This is a genomic window from Alicyclobacillus fodiniaquatilis, assembly GCF_042678105.1.
Taxonomy (GTDB): Bacteria; Bacillota; Bacilli; order Alicyclobacillales; family Alicyclobacillaceae; genus Alicyclobacillus; species Alicyclobacillus fodiniaquatilis.
On the sequence record NZ_JBHUCX010000017.1, the window covers coordinates 1 to 14,696 of the forward strand.

The following is a 14,696-nucleotide window of genomic DNA, read 5'->3' on the forward strand; positions in this document are numbered from 1 at the left end:
TTTTGATTTGTCAAGTCGGGCTCAGCAACATGGGGGCAAGCGAACAGACCTCGGGCACAGAACCGTTGGTGGTTCAATGAAAACCAAATGCCGAGAGGCTATTAGAAGCTGTGGGGGCGAATGATTGAAACAGGAGGCTTCTGCGGCTGATGGCAACTCTTGAGATGCATGTACAAACATAAATCGAGGCACACCGTTAGCCCGGGTCTGCCTCGACAAAGCGCGAAAAACGTACGCTAAAACATTTAGCGGTATTCGTTCAATCTGAATCATCATTTGCTTTGGTAAACACGGCGATAACGTTCATGGTTAAAATTAGAGCCACCGCTGTCGAATTCACATAACGGATTTAAGATATTCTCCGTTTATAAACCAACATGGCGACTACATACGCAACCACTAGAATACCGAAACACCATGCGAGTGCAATCCAGATGTTATTGCCGACTGGCTGCCCCGCGAGCAAAGACCGAATTGCATCGACAATTGAGTTGACAGGTTGATTATTGGCAAAGGCGCGGACGATGTGCGGCATGTTCTTGGTCGGCACGAACGCCGAACTGATAAACGGCAGGAATAGAAATGGATAGGAAAATGCACCCACTCCATCAGCTGACTTTGCAGACAGTCCAGCAATCACCGCAATCCAAGTTAAGCACAGTGTAAAGAGCGCGAGTAGCCCCGCTACGGCAAGCCATGACAGCACTCCTGCGGATGAACGAAAGCCCATCAGGAGTGCAACAAGCATGATGACAACCACCGAAATCGCGTTGGACACTAGCGAAGTCAAAACGTGCCCCCACAGAATGGTAGATCTCGCTATGGGCATGGAGTGAAACCTCTCAAATATTCCCCGTTGTAAATCCATAAAGAGGCGATAAGCTGTATAAGATATACCGCTTGCAATAGCCATTAACAGGATCCCTGGTAGCAAGTAATTCACATAGTTATCTGTGCCGGATTTTATCGCTCCACCGAACACATAGACAAACAACAGCATAAAAGCAATCGGTATGATTGTGACCGTGATGATGGTGTCCATGCTGCGGGATATGTGTCGCATGGAACGACCAAACATAACGCTCATGTCGCCGAAAAAGTGTCTCTGTAGAGATTCCATTTACCTTTCCTCCTTCTTGCTAACGATTGCGAGAAATATCTCTTCCAAGGTAGGCTGTTTCTCCACATACTCCACTTTGGCAGGAGGAAATAACTCTTTTAGCTGTGCGAGCGTGCCATTGGCGATAATCCTACCCTCGTGCAGGATGGCAATTCTATCTGCGAGCTGTTCAGCCTCATCCAAATACTGCGTGGTCAGGAATACCGTCGTACCACCGTCGGCAAGCTTTTTGACAGTCTTCCAAACGTCGATGCGCGCCTCGGGGTCAAGCCCGGTGGTTGGCTCGTCGAGGAAAATAACTTGTGGTTTCCCGACAAGGCTCATAGCAATGTCGAGTCTACGACGCATGCCTCCCGAATAAGTAGAAACTCTGCGGTTAGCGGCTTCGGTCAGGCCAAAGCGATGAAGCAAGTCGTCTGCAACTGGCCTGGGGTTCTTGAGGTGCCGTAGTTTGGCCATCATGATGAGATTTTCCCGTCCGGTCATCATCTCGTCCACCGCGGCAAATTGCCCGGTAAGGCTGATGGACTGGCGCACATGCTCAGGCTTTAACGCAACATCGAATCCGTTTACGGCGGCAAATCCATTGTCTTGCTTAAGGAGCGTAGTGAGAATATTGACAACCGTTGTCTTTCCCGCACCGTTTGAGCCAAGCAGGGCGAAAATACTACCCTGTTTCACTTCGAAATCTACACCCTTTAGGACTCCTGTGTCCTTAAAAGACTTTTGCAGACCTTTCACTTCAATTGCTGTTTTCATCACCATATCCCCCTTTCACTTTGTTTTATCCGTAACCTTTTTGATGGCCTTATTAACTTCTTGACCAACAGATTCTTGATAGATGTCAGCGTAAGTTTTTGAATCTTTGACTAGAGCGTCGCTGAAAGCTGCTACATCAGTGCCCGTCACTTCGAGCACGCTTTTCCCCAGGACCACGCCCTCTTCAAAAAGATCGATAATCCCTGAAAGCAAGCCCGTCCCGTCGGTTAGTTCAACAGGGCCGACCTTAAAGAGATATTTTTGAATCTCTTTATAAACAATCTGATAGTCTTTCGGGAGCGCTTTGACACGAGCCATGTGCGCTCGCCACTCCTTTTTGCCTTCGATGATGTCGTGTATTCTCATTTTTTACCCTCCTATTTGCCTAATTTTTTAGCGATGTTATTATTGAGTTGCTCGCGCCACTTGTCCCGAAAAGACTTTGCCCCTTCTTCCCCGGCCAACGCTGAACAGAAGCCTTTGATATCGTCACCCAAAATCTCTTGGACACTCTGACCTTCCGCGGCCGTTTCTTCGAGCAGGCCAAGTACACCATCAAGAATTGGCATGAGGTTGCGCCCGCTAAAATCTGAATGCGGCCAAAGATTAGCCTTAATTTTTTCCCATTCAGTTTGATAATCAACCGGCAGCATCTTAGCTCGCGATTCAAAAGCCTTAACTTCTCTAGTCATATCATTGCCTGTGATTTTGTCCCAGAAGTTCATCACTTTATCTCCTTTAGTTCTTCGATTTTCGATGATACGAACTCCCATCTTTCCCAGAACTTCTTCAATTCCTCGCGTCCTGCATCGTTGAGTACGAAAAACTTTCGGGGTGGTCCCATATCGGAGGGCTTTTTGCTGACCTCCACCAGCTTGTTTCTTTCGAGCCGGACGAGGATGGTATACACCGTTCCATCCACTACATCTGTGAAGCCGAGGGCATTCAGTCGCCGCGTGATTTCGTAGCCGTAGGTCTCTTTGCGGCCTATGATTTCAAGGACGCAGCCCTCAAGTACTCCTTTAAGCATTTCTGTTATGTTTTCCAAATCAATCAGTCCTTCGTGTTGAGTACTCTGTAACACGTGTATTCCGTGTTACATATAACAAGTGTTACTTAGTACCGGTATATAGTATTACATAATAGGACTGCGTGTCAAGATGGGACTGATTAAGAATAAGTCAAAGCAATACGCAGTTGGGGCATGATGCGGCGGGCAGGTTACTACGTTACTGGTCGAGACGTCAGTGTAAAGGTTACATCGCTCTTGAACATTGCTGCCCAAGAGTCCCAGAACGGAACTCCTTATCAGCCGAATGTTTATGCACCGTTAAACATGTGTTCCGATCATCGGGAAGACGGGCTTTTTTACCCCATTAAAACTTGGGTGTTTTTGCCCATCCCCCCGAAAAGGTTCATTTCAGGTTTTCTAATTCATCGTATATCTATCGCCCGATTAAGAGTGGCCGTTAACAGTTAAAGATTCGCCTCGTACTCTTTAACCCTTCTGTAGAAGGTATTGCTTTTCATCCCCACTCTTTTCATGGCTTCCACAGCTGTGATTTTATTTTGTTTCCATTCGGGATAGACGGATTTAAAGGTGTCGTCAATCTCGAACTTCTTTCTCCCAAATTTGATTCCCTTCTGAACGGCTACTCGAATCCCTTCTTCTTGCCTTTCCCGTATTCTTTTGCGCTCATCCTCAGCCATATAGCTCAATAATTGCAGAATTAAATCCGAGACCAAGGTCTCAATGCCGTTCAGATTTCTATATTTCGTGGTGTCAAGAAGCGGCATATCTAAAACGGCAATATCAACTCTTTTGACTGTGGCCAATTCCTGCCACTCGTCCAAGATCATTTGTTTATTACGTCCCAATCGGTCCAGCGACTTAATATATAAAGCATCTCCACTTCGAAGCATCCGTTTCATCAATTGGTACTCCGGTCTTTGAAAATCCTTACCGCTAGCCTTGTCTACGAATATGTACTCTTCCTCAATGCCAATCTCTCTGGCGGCAGAAAGCTGCCTTTCTAACGACTGGTCCTTACTACTGACTCTGGCATAAAAAAAAGTCCTCATGGATATCCTCCATCTTTCGGGAGTAAATGGAATACCTTTGGATGCCCGAACTGTATTAGAGCATTTCTGGTTCTGGTGCAAAGATTATGAGCAATTGAGATTGATCCCTACATTATTTTTTTCGATTATGCAGATAAACCAAACAGGTGATCGATGAACCCTGCGACGTTAAGGGCAGGCGAGTTCTGTAACTCGACCTGCCCCTTCCTCAACATGTGCAAAGCCTCAATTCCCTTAAGCGTGCTCTCTGCAGTTTGAAACGATTTGAATCCCAGCATCGGGTTCGTGATCTTCTTGATGAATCGGTGGTCTTGTTCAATAATGTTATTCAGGTATTTTGTCTGCCGGATTAAAGTTTCTTGCGGTATCTTTGTTTCGTCCTTTAATTGTTGTAGTGCCGGAGGATACGCAGGATTTTTATCCACGGTGATGACTCGCGGTGATTGATTATGTGGAGAGGATAACGCCTTTTTAAAGAATCGCTTTGCGGCGATGATATCTCGATTTGCAGACAGCATGAAGTCAATCGTTTGACCTGTAGAATCCACGGCTCTATAGAGATACTTCCATTCTCCTTTAACCTTAATATAGGTTTCGTCAACTCTATACGAATCCGTTGTAGGCTTCAAAAAACGTCGAATTCGCTTATCTAATTCAGGACCATACTGGTGAACCCACCGCATGATCGTGGTATGAGAAACCTGAACTCCTCTTTCTTTCAGCAGTTCGACGATGTCCCGGTAACTTAAGCTGTATCGCAAATACCACCGAACCGCCATCAGGATAATATGAGATTCGAAGTGCTTCCATTTGAACTCATTCATACTATGCTAGCCTCATTCCTGAATTTTATCCGGACAATACTAGCATGCCTGCTGTTTTTGCACCAGAACCACTTTCTTTATATTTTGGGAAACGGAATGTCCACTGTCATACCGTAATTTCTAACGATCGTGTAATTTGTAACGTGTAATTGTGTATAATGAATTCAAGAGGAGTGTGATTATGATGCGCAATGTTCATGATGGAAAGCGAAAGACCAAAGTCACCGATCCCATTGATGAGAGTATTAATGAGTTAATCGACAAACAAATTGAACAAAAGGTCGAATTAGACATCAACATGTCAATGGGAAAACAGGAAAGAAATAATGTTGTATCAGTTCGACTGACAGATGACGGAGTGAGCTGTTTAGACGATTTAATTTTTGCCAAGATCGCCAAAAGTCGTTCTGAGGCAGCAGCTTTTTTAATTACAGAGGGAATCAACGCAAATGCAGCACTGTTTACTCAAACTAAGAAGTATACCCAACAAATTAATGAGGCTAAGAAGATGCTTCAAGAAACAGTTCGGATAAACCGTTCTGTTCAATCTACCGAAAGATAAGAACCTGACAGCGAATCGAATCTATAAAATATAATGAAAGAATAATGAAGGGGAGGACTATTTTCCTCCCTTCATTTGTAAAATAAGGAACCAAAAGGAAATTGGTTTGCTTCCTCCAAAATTCCTGTGAAGATCGTTAACCCAGTGATGAATGGGTCATTGGTTTGCCTAAAGTCAAAATTCCCAAGTGGGCAGTCCACCGTGGCTTAAATAGTTGTTCTACTGTTTGCAACCATACGATATAGCGCTATGACCGCTTTATTTTCACGCTCCCACTCATGGTCTTGCATTAGTGGGACTCCAAACGCGGCCTTGATCTCATCCATCAGAGAGGAGAGGTTGCGATCTCTGTCCTCACTTGGTTCATCCCTCATAATCAACTCGTAACGCTCATGAAAATCAGCTAAGCTCACCATTCCACCTCTTCTCTTCCAGAAATTCATCGGTATGACCAGAATTCCACCATTTAAAACCAATAATCTTGTTTATGGTTTCACTTGCTAGTAAACTCTAGGTACGGTACTAGCTAAATCTGGGGTGACGCCTTCCCGCAAGTCCTACTCGGACAGGGGGAGGTCGGACGAATGTATGTGACATATGAAGCTCTCGGAGTCGGTCTACAAGCGGGCATGTTCCTTCTTGCGCTGCTGACATTCGTAGTAACGATCATAGTCGCCTTTCGCTCACATAAATAAAAGTCACCCCGTAACGGTTTAGCTGCCAGTTCGGGGTGACTTTTGGTTCGCCACATTATGTGGCAACTGATTTAAGTCGTCCGAGTGTGGGAAATCCCGTCACTCAAGGCGATGTACCGTAAGGTGTCGGAGTTCGCCGCTCCGGCACCTTCTTAAATAGCATAGAGCTATTATCTATATTTTATGCGACAAGGTCTACAAACACAACAATTAGTGAATATCTTCCGTAATACTTAACTTTCCCAAACGCAACTATCTGGAAGTTTATTGAAAGCAAACCCCTTGAATGTGACATGCCGTAAATAGTGCAACTCAGTTCTTTCTAGATATTGGACCCGGCAGCATAGGCGTGGCTCTATCAGTTGGACGTTTTTCTCCAAGCGAGTGTGCAGTTGTTTGGCCAAACCAAGAAAAGCCTTACGTTCTTCAGGTTTAAAACCCCATTCGACTGTCCCAACTCGCTTATTTTTTACAGTAGGGAAATTGAGTCCAATGATTAGGCCGAAATGTGGGTCTAAGCGATAACCAAGGATGACCACATCGATCTCGCGCCAATTTTTAAACTTGACCCATAAGTTCGTGCGCGCATCCAGGATGTATTTGGAGTCCAGTCGCTTTGCGACGATACCCTCCCAGTTAAGACGCTCTGTCTCCTGTTTTAATGCTGTACCATTACCGACTACGCCCGTTGTTGGGACCAGGACATCAGACGGAGCCAAGATGTCGGTAAGAATGTTCTTTCGCTCAAATAGCGGGAGATCTATGCGCACCTGGCCATCGTGTAGCACATCAAAAGCGATAAAGGTCGCTGGATGGGTGGTGGTTGCTTGTGCAACCCGTCGCCTATCGGAAATTCTACCTCGATACTGAAAGTCGTCGAATATCGACCGACCATCGCGAATACATACGCCTTCGCTGTCGATAATGGCTGTGTGCGCCCGAATTACGTCTTTAACTCGCGTGAGTTCGGGAAACTTAGCGGTCACATTGCGGCCACTGCGTGTAAACGCCTCAATGCGGTTGCCCTGCTTATGAATCAAGATGCGCCATCCGTCCCACTTTGGTTCATATAGATATTTGTCGTCATCAAATACATCATATTTAAGAGTCAGCATCATCGGTTTGATCGGAGTAAAGAGCATGAGATCACCAGTTACACTGTCGCCGAGAAATAGAGCATCTATTCAGCTAGAGGCTTGGTTAGAATGGTCGTGACGTATGCCGGAAGTCATAAATATGCACGAGGTAAATTTAGGAATAATTTTTGGAATAAAAAAAGCCCCTAAGGGCTTATCCTAAATCCTCAATCCACTCATGGTTACACTTGGAGTTGTCAGCGCTTGAAGTCCACCGTTGCAAGCAATGTTTACAGTATCGACTATTGTCAACTGTCATTTCGATTTCAGAGGGGTCAAACATATTAAACACGTTCCAATATACTTGGTATACGTTACCTTCGTGATCGGTTGCACCAGCGTAATATCGTAATGACCCAACAGATTTCGCAAATTCAACAGGGCGATTGATGAGCGTTAATTTGATGCTGTTAAACTCAACTTCGCGGCCATAGGATACAAAATCCTTACCGCTGAAATAATCGATAACGGTTTGCTTTCGCTCCTCCGTGATCGGCATAACCGCGTGTGGTGTTGGCCACTCGAATGTGCCAGCTTTTTCACTGGCAAGGAACTCGTTGAAATCCCATGTAACTGCGAAATGGTTTGGGGTCTCGTTTTTCGGAACAAGATTGACGTAAAATAGTGCTACCTTGTTATTGTTAAGACCGTAGTTATTATCATTGCCGTATCCTGCATGCTCAAGTGTCATGCCGTCAAAGTAGACTTCTTTCATGTTCTCCCAGTTTTTCATGATTATCGCTCCTTCGTTGTTTTGTGATATTTGGATTAGCCAAGCGCCTTGATCGAGTTTGGCAACAAGATCGCCACGCTCGCATTGACGTTGTATCTTGCGTAACACGGATCGATCAGTCGGGTCGAGGCCAAGAAATACGGCGTAACCGCGAACGGTCGTCACATTATTGAGCATTGACATCCTGTTCACCTTCCAATATGTCGCGATTGCGACTTATTGATTTAATCTTACTACTGTGTCGCGATTGCGTCAATGAGAATTCGGAAATTATTTTTGCTGTGGGTGATTAAAGATGGCTAAAAAAATAAACCTTATTGGTCAACGCTTCGGAAGATTGACTGTCGTGGAGGAGTTACCTAAACAAGGAAGCTCTCCACGATGGTTATGTAAATGCGACTGTGGTAATACAAAGATCGCAACAACGATTGTTTTGCGTCGTGGCGATTGCAATAGTTGTGGATGTCTACATCGAGAGTATCTTGCTGACCGGCATTCTAAAACGGATACAGACATTTCTGGTAAACGGTACGGCAAATTGTTCGTCTTACATAGGGTTAAAGTAGAGGGCAAAAAATCAATCATGTGGTTATGTGAATGTGATTGCGGGGAACGCATTCCAGCCGCAGCCAGTGAGTTGAAAAAAGGGCATGTGCGTAGTTGTGGATGTCTAGTCGCCGAACGCATGAATTCGTGGTTTGAAGCCGATACAAACGTGCCCGCCTTGATGGCCGACACGGTTAGTTCTCGCAATACGAGCGGGACAAAAGGAGTATCCTTTGATTCCGGTCGTAAAATGTGGTGTGCGGAAATTATGTTTCAACATAAGCGCTATCGACTTGGTAGATATGTTAATAAAGAGGACGCAGTCAAAGCACGAAAAGAGGCTGAACAGCGATTGCATGGCGATTTCTTGGATTGGTACCAACAACAATAGCAGGCTGCCGTCGGTTGTTTGGTAAAAAGCATATTTGTCCATGCTTATGATGGGAGGGATAAACCATGTCGTGGTATACCATTAATTATCAGTGCGGGCACGAAGGCGACGAACAAATCTATGGACCGATTAAAGATCGGAAAGAGATTGCAGAACGCCGGGGTCAAAAGCTCTGTCCGGATTGTTATAAAGAAGAAGTTACGAAAAAACGAGAAGTTGAACGGCTCCAAGCGACAGAGAAAGCACAAACACAAAATCTGCCCGAATTAGTGGGATCAGAAAAACAAGTGGCTTGGGCGCAAACGATACGAATGAAGTCGCTGGAAAGCGTAGAAAAATATATGGAAAACAGAAAACCTGGCGTTATAAAAAATGCGGACATGCCAATGGCCGAACAAAATATAAGATGGATGAAACGAGAGTGCAGGGAATTTTTAGAAGATAAGTCGCTAGGTGAGTTTTTTGAAATTGTTACAGCAGGGATCGACATTTTACGAAGTCAGACATCGGCAAGTTGGTGGATAGATCACCGCCAAGCTGATACGGCAGAGGAGATGATTGAGACAGCACTTGGACTGTATATTAAGACTCACTAAATAAAGCCCCGCCAAAGACGGGGCCGCTGTATAAGGAGTCCTTCAAGTAGGATGGCTTTACCTTACTTGCTTGCGCAGGGGCCTGTCCATTATCTGTAGGGGGATTTGATGCTGTATTGGATACATAATAAGTCATCTATACAGCTGATGAATTGGCTAGAATGGTCATGAGGAGTGATGACAGTGTGCGGGAGATTTGCCTTTGCCTCGGATATGACAGAGTTGTTGCAGTATTACGGGTTGACAGAGTCGTCTTATGAGATGCCAACCAGGTACAACATTGCGCCGTCGCAGTCCGTAGCAGCTGTAATCGCAGACGACAATAATCAGTTGCGTGTGGGGCCCCTGAAGTGGGGACTGATGCCGAGGGTGTGGGGGGCAGACACAAAGACCAAACCAATCAATGCACGCGCCGAAGGGCTACCAACCAACCGAACATTTAAGCCACTTCTCACGCGCAAACGCTGCCTTATCCCATCGACAGGATATTACGAGTGGAGACCGTCGGATAAGCAGCCGTTTTACATCCATGTAGAGAGTCAGCCAATCTTTAGTTTTGCTGGTATTTATGACACGCTGGAAAGCGAAAACGGCGAGAAGGTTTCCACTTTTGCGATAATCACTTGTCCACCAAATGACAGAACCGAGAAAATTCACAATCGCATGCCGGTGATTTTGCCTCGCGAACAAGTGATGACGTGGTTAGACCGCGGGCTAACAGACGTAGAATTGCTGACTGACATGTTGAGACCGTATCCGTCGGATGACACAGAATTTTATGCTGTAAGTAAGTTGGTGGGAAACGTACGAAATGACTCTTCAAAATGTGTGCAGCCAATTTAAGAAAAGTCAACCACAACCATACAAGGATGATTTTATTAAAGAAAAAAGCCAACCTCGACAAGATTGGCTATTCTTCTTCTCCTACTAGAGATATGAGAAGAAGTTGTTCCTATACTCCGTGATGTATTGGTTAATTTGTGCAATGGTCACGGCGTTCAATACATCTTCGATGATGGTGTCCATGCGGTCATATTCTGTCTGATTCAAACTGGAACAGTTTGGACCCTTCCGGATGTGGCTGTTATACATAGCCATCGCATAACCCGTTCCAACTTTAACTTTCGCAACGGCATTCAAACCTACGTAATCCGCATCTGCTAAGCACCCTGGATCTTCTCCACGATCTACATCTACTCCGGTCACAGTTCTAAATGCTCCTCTAACAAAATGCTCGTATCGGTGTGCTTCATCTAGCGCCATCAATGATACCCCCATGTATATAAACTATCTTTCTTGCAACATAAGTATAAAGTCAAAGTTAGTCAAAGTCAATTGATAAACAGATGGCGTTAAAGCACATGATGCTTCATCGTTGCTATCACTAAGTAGTATCCCCACTGCCACAACTTACCTCCAAAACCCTTTGCATTATTCCTTTTAGCAAGCATATAATACCCATTAACAGAACGTATGTTCGTATAAGGGGTGCGTATATGGACCGGCCAACGGCATCACTTCGAAGGTTGCTCCTGCTTGAATCTATCCAGAAATCGATCACAAATGAAATCGCGCTTACAAAAGCGCAGATGCGTGAAGCTGGGTTACGAATCATTGAACGAAAGGTGAATCATCATGATGTTTGGATCCAATACCAATATGGCCAACACCATGATGAGGCGATCTTTATGCGAAAAATGCTCGATGCCGAGTCGAAGAACCGCGCTAAGAGAACAGGAATGATCACGCCATGACACGAAAGCTGATTTACGGCTTGTGCGATATGCAATCCTTTTACGCCTCCTGTGAAGTCGCAAGCCGCGAAGAATACGCGGCTCGGCGCCGGGAGTTTGATGACTTGACAGACCCGCCACTTGTAGTTTCAGGAGATCCAGCTCGGCGATCTGGCATTATTTTAGCCGCTACTCCCACTGCGAAAAAGTCTGGAGTAAGCAATGCAATGCGCCTTGGCGAAGCATTGCGCCTCAATCGTCATTTGATTGTAGTACGCCCACATATGGAGTTCTATTTGCAAGTATCTGTGCGAATTCAGGAGGTCATGCGTCAAGTTTTTCCGCTACAGGAGCAGTACTCAGTCGATGAGGGGTTTTTTGCTTTTGAATCGCCTTCGAAATTGTTTCCAGATCCGATGGCTGCAGCTCGTACACTACAACAAAAAATCTGGGATTTATTCAGGATACGCGCTCGCATTGGTATGGGGCCGAACAAATGGGTTGCCAAGATGAGCAATGCCACGGCAAAAAAAACGCCTGGTGGCATCGTTTGGTGGCAGGAAGATGACGTGCCTTCTTTATTGCATACGCTTCCAGTTGATAAAATGTGGGGATTAAAAAAACGTGCGGAGACGTTACGCCTTGAGTTTGGAGCTAAGACGATTGGTGATGTGGCCAAGATTCCCGTCGGTCGCTTAAAAACCAGGTTTGGCGTTTGGGGTGAAGTGATTCATCGTTGGTCGCTTGGCCAAGACATCTCTGAAATTAACCCGAATAGCTTTGATGCACCGCACAAAGGCTTCTCCCATCGGACAACACTACCAAGGGATTTTTTTGAGCTAAAAGAAATCGCCGTGGTCATCCTGGAATTGCTCGATGAGGTCTGCTATCGTCTTCGGAGGGCAAATCAAAGCGGAAGACGTGTTGGGCTAGGAGTGACCTACGAACGGCTTACAGGCGGGTTTTGGAAGGCTAGGACGCTGGCTCGTCACACCGATTCACCGGAAGACTTATACCCTGAACTAATGGCACTCTTAGACCGGCACTGGGACGGCTACACGGGCGTTCGTGCAGTGTGTGTGGGGGTAGATATGTTGCAATTCGAGGATTCCATCCAACTCTCCTTATTTGACGATGTGCCGCAACGTAAAGAGCTGTATAGGACGATTGATACGATTCACGAGCGCTTTGGAGAAACCAGTTTGATGCGCGCTGTTAGCCTCACTCGGGCAGGACAATTACGAGACCGCAGCGGAAAGATAGGCGGACACTTTGTTTAGATATGGGGTACTAGAACGACCGCGTCGAAGAAGAATAAGCCTCAACCTTTTATTGTCATTCGGTAGGTTTATTTTTTGCATCATGATTTAGCCTGGGAGGAAGTTGAAAAATCAGTCGCTTTTGAGGTTGCACTCCTATTTCATTTCTTCTGAATGATTCTGATAAAGTCCTTTTCAATACCTCCTCTTACATGTTATAGTCACCTTACAGGAACCTGGCGGTAACTGTCTTGCCTAGATGGAAGGTCACATTCTTAGGGATGTGGCCTTCATCCGTTTGAGATCACATACGGAATTTCATCCTTTTACAAACCCGTGCAATTAGAACATAAGCATCCTTTCACAGACAGGAACCTGACTTCTTTCTGTTCTTAACACATTCCCCTTAAAGGGAATGTGCAAGCCAGACGTGATATTTTTACATGTTGAATTGCACTTGTTTTTTCCCTTTAAAGGGATATATAATGTATCAAACTATTTGCTGAGGGGTTATAAAAAATGGAGGAAAATTGTTTATCCAAGGTGGTTACAGCTATTGAAGCTTCAAAGATGTGGGGAAAAGACCCTACTCTATTTAAGAAAATGTGCGCAAATGGTGCATTCCAGCCAGAACATTACACCAAAGCCGGTCGAGAATGGCTACTTCTCTTGTCCCCACTTATTCAACTCTATGGAACGCCTATTCATACGCTTGATGAAGTACGCAACATGAAAGATGCGGGAAATTAAAACTACACATGCTGCCCTCCGCTTATTACACTCCCTTTTTTTGAAAAATCAAGATGAAGGAGAAATCCCCAGAAGAAAGGGGAGCATGGAACGGCTCCCCCTCTAAGTTTATGCGCTTTTCTGTTCCTTACCTGGTGAAAGCAGCTCCAGTAAAAACACAGTGATATCGTCCTTTCCCCTTCCAGTGTATTTCACATGGTCAATAAGCCTGAAATAAAACTCATGACATGCCCTTGTGAGACTTCCGTAATACTGAACGGCGAGGCCGATCCAAAACGCTTCTTGAACATCCTCGACCGCGCCTATCCGAGCTAACAAGTCATGAAGAATTTGTCCTTCGTGCGTATTTGAGTATCCAACACCTGCACGATTGAGAACGTCATAGTCAACATGCACCAGTTCTAATTGGTCACAAGAAATAATTCCAGTTTCAAAATCGTCATAATCTCGAGGGAGATGAGGGAAACGACTTCCGTCTGGCATCTGAAGCAATAAGTGATTCGGACGCTTTGCGACAGCTCGGTAAACCGCTCTTTCCTTCGTGTCAAAGTAAAACCCGTCGGTTGGACATTCAAATTCAATATCATTTCGAAGTTCAAACCGGCTTGAAGGTACAAAAGGCTCCCACGTACTTTTTGTGAAATCACTCTCATCTAGCAAGTGGCGTTCGCCGTCAACTTCAATGAGCTTTGTGAAATGACTTTTTTCCGTATCGTAAAACACAGTACCCAAGGGCACATCTGGAGGAGAAGCCAAGACCACGTCATGAATGACTTCGACACAATTTGTCTGCTCCGGCTTCGCGTCGTGAAAGACAACAAAAACATAATGGCCATTTTGATGACTCGGCATGGTATACAAGAAGCCATGCTCATTTTCGTGCGGGGTAATCATGCGCACGATCCGATACCGGCTTCCCGACTCATCTATCATGTCATGAGCATATTCGTAAGATTCCACAATAAAAGACTCGTGTCGATATACCGTTGTAATTTCCTTGCTACGCTCTTCTTGACGCGTAAACAGCGGTACCAATTCCACTTTTTTAATTCGCTTCATCAGGCAATATTCATAATGACCATAATTCGCGTAAAGTCCTTCCGGTTGATTATCTTCGAGACCATGTGGGGTGAATTGCTTCAGTAATGCTGCATTGATTGCCAATCCCCTTTTTACACCAATGACCGCACTAGCCTGATAATCAATATCATAAAAATATCCTTTTCCAGTCGATGGATCCCACAGAGCCTTGAGAACAACGGTGAGCTGCTTCACACCTTTACATTCATAAGGAAACCGTAACGAAACACCTGTGAGATTTCCTTTGTACGGGCTCTCAAATTCCTCCGTAGAAACATCGCGAACCTCCTTAATAATTGTGGCAACATTGTATAGAGTCATGAACAACGAATCATCTGATAAACGCATACTACTTCCTCCTTTGCAGAGGCCAGGAACCTGGCGAATTACTGCCCTCTGTGATACTAATATTATATTCCCTTTAAAGGGA

General features: G+C 45.1%; 20 protein-coding genes. 8 read left to right on the forward strand and 12 right to left on the reverse strand.

Annotated elements, in window-relative coordinates:
* Positions 1-349: 349 nt before the first annotated feature.
* From ACFSB2_RS05120 to ACFSB2_RS05150, 7 genes are all read right to left on the reverse strand, one after another.
* Entirely contained in the window at positions 350-1,120 is a 771-nt protein-coding gene (locus ACFSB2_RS05120) for an ABC transporter permease (protein WP_377941822.1), read from the reverse strand.
* Positions 1,121-1,879 (reverse strand): ABC transporter ATP-binding protein, encoded by a 759-nt coding sequence (locus tag ACFSB2_RS05125; protein WP_377941823.1) that lies wholly within the window; start codon positions 1,877-1,879, stop codon positions 1,121-1,123. It abuts the gene before it with no gap.
* 15 nt (positions 1,880-1,894) lie between these two features.
* On the reverse strand, positions 1,895-2,245 hold the full coding sequence (locus ACFSB2_RS05130) for a DUF1048 domain-containing protein (protein ID WP_377941824.1): 351 nt from the start codon (positions 2,243-2,245) through the stop codon (positions 1,895-1,897).
* An 11-nt stretch (positions 2,246-2,256) separates the two neighbouring features.
* Positions 2,257-2,604, reverse strand: coding sequence for a DUF1048 domain-containing protein (locus ACFSB2_RS05135; RefSeq protein ID WP_377941826.1), 348 nt, complete (start codon positions 2,602-2,604; stop codon positions 2,257-2,259).
* Positions 2,604-2,909 (reverse strand): PadR family transcriptional regulator, encoded by a 306-nt coding sequence (locus ACFSB2_RS05140; RefSeq protein ID WP_377941959.1) that lies wholly within the window; start codon positions 2,907-2,909, stop codon positions 2,604-2,606. Before ACFSB2_RS05140 ends, ACFSB2_RS05135 begins: the two co-directional genes overlap by 1 nt.
* A 446-nt stretch (positions 2,910-3,355) precedes the next feature.
* A complete protein-coding gene (locus tag ACFSB2_RS05145; RefSeq protein ID WP_377941828.1) occupies positions 3,356-3,961 on the reverse strand; it encodes a recombinase family protein in 606 nt (201 codons plus the stop codon).
* 125 nt (positions 3,962-4,086) lie between these two features.
* Entirely contained in the window at positions 4,087-4,785 is a 699-nt protein-coding gene (locus ACFSB2_RS05150) for an IS6 family transposase (protein ID WP_377941829.1), read from the reverse strand.
* A gap of 184 nt (positions 4,786-4,969) precedes the next feature.
* On the opposite strand from ACFSB2_RS05150, the gene ACFSB2_RS05155 reads away from it, so the two are divergent.
* Positions 4,970-5,347: a hypothetical protein gene (locus ACFSB2_RS05155; RefSeq protein ID WP_377941830.1), complete on the forward strand. Its 378-nt coding sequence runs from the start codon at positions 4,970-4,972 to the stop codon at positions 5,345-5,347.
* A gap of 206 nt (positions 5,348-5,553) precedes the next feature.
* Here ACFSB2_RS05155 and ACFSB2_RS05160 read toward each other — a convergent pair whose 3' ends face one another.
* Positions 5,554-5,760 (reverse strand): hypothetical protein, encoded by a 207-nt coding sequence (locus ACFSB2_RS05160; RefSeq protein ID WP_377941831.1) that lies wholly within the window; start codon positions 5,758-5,760, stop codon positions 5,554-5,556.
* A gap of 171 nt (positions 5,761-5,931) precedes the next feature.
* Here ACFSB2_RS05160 and ACFSB2_RS05165 point away from each other — a divergent pair, with 171 nt between their 5' ends.
* Positions 5,932-6,042 (forward strand): putative holin-like toxin, encoded by a 111-nt coding sequence (locus ACFSB2_RS05165; protein WP_377941834.1) that lies wholly within the window; start codon positions 5,932-5,934, stop codon positions 6,040-6,042.
* Positions 6,043-6,275: 233 nt separating this feature from the next.
* Here the strand turns inward: ACFSB2_RS05165 and ACFSB2_RS05170 are convergent, their stop codons facing one another.
* Both ACFSB2_RS05170 and ACFSB2_RS05175 read right to left on the reverse strand, forming a co-directional pair.
* Positions 6,276-7,184: an ATP-dependent DNA ligase gene (locus tag ACFSB2_RS05170; RefSeq protein ID WP_377941836.1), complete on the reverse strand. Its 909-nt coding sequence runs from the start codon at positions 7,182-7,184 to the stop codon at positions 6,276-6,278.
* A gap of 148 nt (positions 7,185-7,332) precedes the next feature.
* The gene (locus ACFSB2_RS05175) at positions 7,333-8,094 is read right to left on the reverse strand and encodes a hypothetical protein (RefSeq protein WP_377941838.1); all 762 of its coding nucleotides are present in this window, start codon (positions 8,092-8,094) and stop codon (positions 7,333-7,335) included.
* A 112-nt stretch (positions 8,095-8,206) separates the two neighbouring features.
* Between ACFSB2_RS05175 and ACFSB2_RS05180 the strand changes: the two genes are divergently transcribed.
* The 3 genes from ACFSB2_RS05180 to ACFSB2_RS05190 all read left to right on the forward strand — a co-directional run bounded on the left by ACFSB2_RS05180 (position 8,207) and on the right by ACFSB2_RS05190 (position 10,287).
* The gene (locus tag ACFSB2_RS05180; protein WP_377941842.1) at positions 8,207-8,848 is read left to right on the forward strand and encodes a hypothetical protein; all 642 of its coding nucleotides are present in this window, start codon (positions 8,207-8,209) and stop codon (positions 8,846-8,848) included.
* 65 nt (positions 8,849-8,913) lie between these two features.
* Positions 8,914-9,444, forward strand: coding sequence for a hypothetical protein (locus ACFSB2_RS05185; RefSeq protein ID WP_377941844.1), 531 nt, complete (start codon positions 8,914-8,916; stop codon positions 9,442-9,444).
* A gap of 183 nt (positions 9,445-9,627) precedes the next feature.
* Complete coding sequence (locus tag ACFSB2_RS05190; RefSeq protein WP_377941846.1) at positions 9,628-10,287, forward strand: SOS response-associated peptidase; 660 nt, start codon at positions 9,628-9,630, stop codon at positions 10,285-10,287.
* A gap of 84 nt (positions 10,288-10,371) precedes the next feature.
* On the opposite strand, the gene ACFSB2_RS05195 is transcribed toward ACFSB2_RS05190, so the two are convergent.
* On the reverse strand, positions 10,372-10,707 hold the full coding sequence (locus tag ACFSB2_RS05195) for a hypothetical protein (RefSeq protein WP_377941847.1): 336 nt from the start codon (positions 10,705-10,707) through the stop codon (positions 10,372-10,374).
* A 233-nt stretch (positions 10,708-10,940) separates the two neighbouring features.
* Between ACFSB2_RS05195 and ACFSB2_RS05200 the strand changes: the two genes are divergently transcribed.
* The 3 genes from ACFSB2_RS05200 to ACFSB2_RS05210 all read left to right on the forward strand — a co-directional run bounded on the left by ACFSB2_RS05200 (position 10,941) and on the right by ACFSB2_RS05210 (position 13,186).
* Positions 10,941-11,198 carry a YhjD family protein gene (locus tag ACFSB2_RS05200; RefSeq protein ID WP_377941849.1) on the forward strand — a complete coding sequence of 86 codons (258 nt, stop codon included), beginning with the start codon at positions 10,941-10,943 and terminating at the stop codon, positions 11,196-11,198.
* Positions 11,195-12,457, forward strand: coding sequence for a DNA polymerase IV (locus ACFSB2_RS05205; RefSeq protein WP_377941852.1), 1,263 nt, complete (start codon positions 11,195-11,197; stop codon positions 12,455-12,457). Before ACFSB2_RS05200 ends, ACFSB2_RS05205 begins: the two co-directional genes overlap by 4 nt.
* 498 nt (positions 12,458-12,955) lie before the next feature.
* Positions 12,956-13,186, forward strand: a complete 231-nt coding sequence (locus tag ACFSB2_RS05210) for a helix-turn-helix domain-containing protein (RefSeq protein ID WP_377941854.1) — start codon at positions 12,956-12,958, stop codon at positions 13,184-13,186.
* A 108-nt stretch (positions 13,187-13,294) separates the two neighbouring features.
* Here ACFSB2_RS05210 and ACFSB2_RS05215 read toward each other — a convergent pair whose 3' ends face one another.
* Complete coding sequence (locus ACFSB2_RS05215; protein WP_377941857.1) at positions 13,295-14,614, reverse strand: hypothetical protein; 1,320 nt, start codon at positions 14,612-14,614, stop codon at positions 13,295-13,297.
* Between the last annotated feature and the right edge of the window lie 82 nt (positions 14,615-14,696).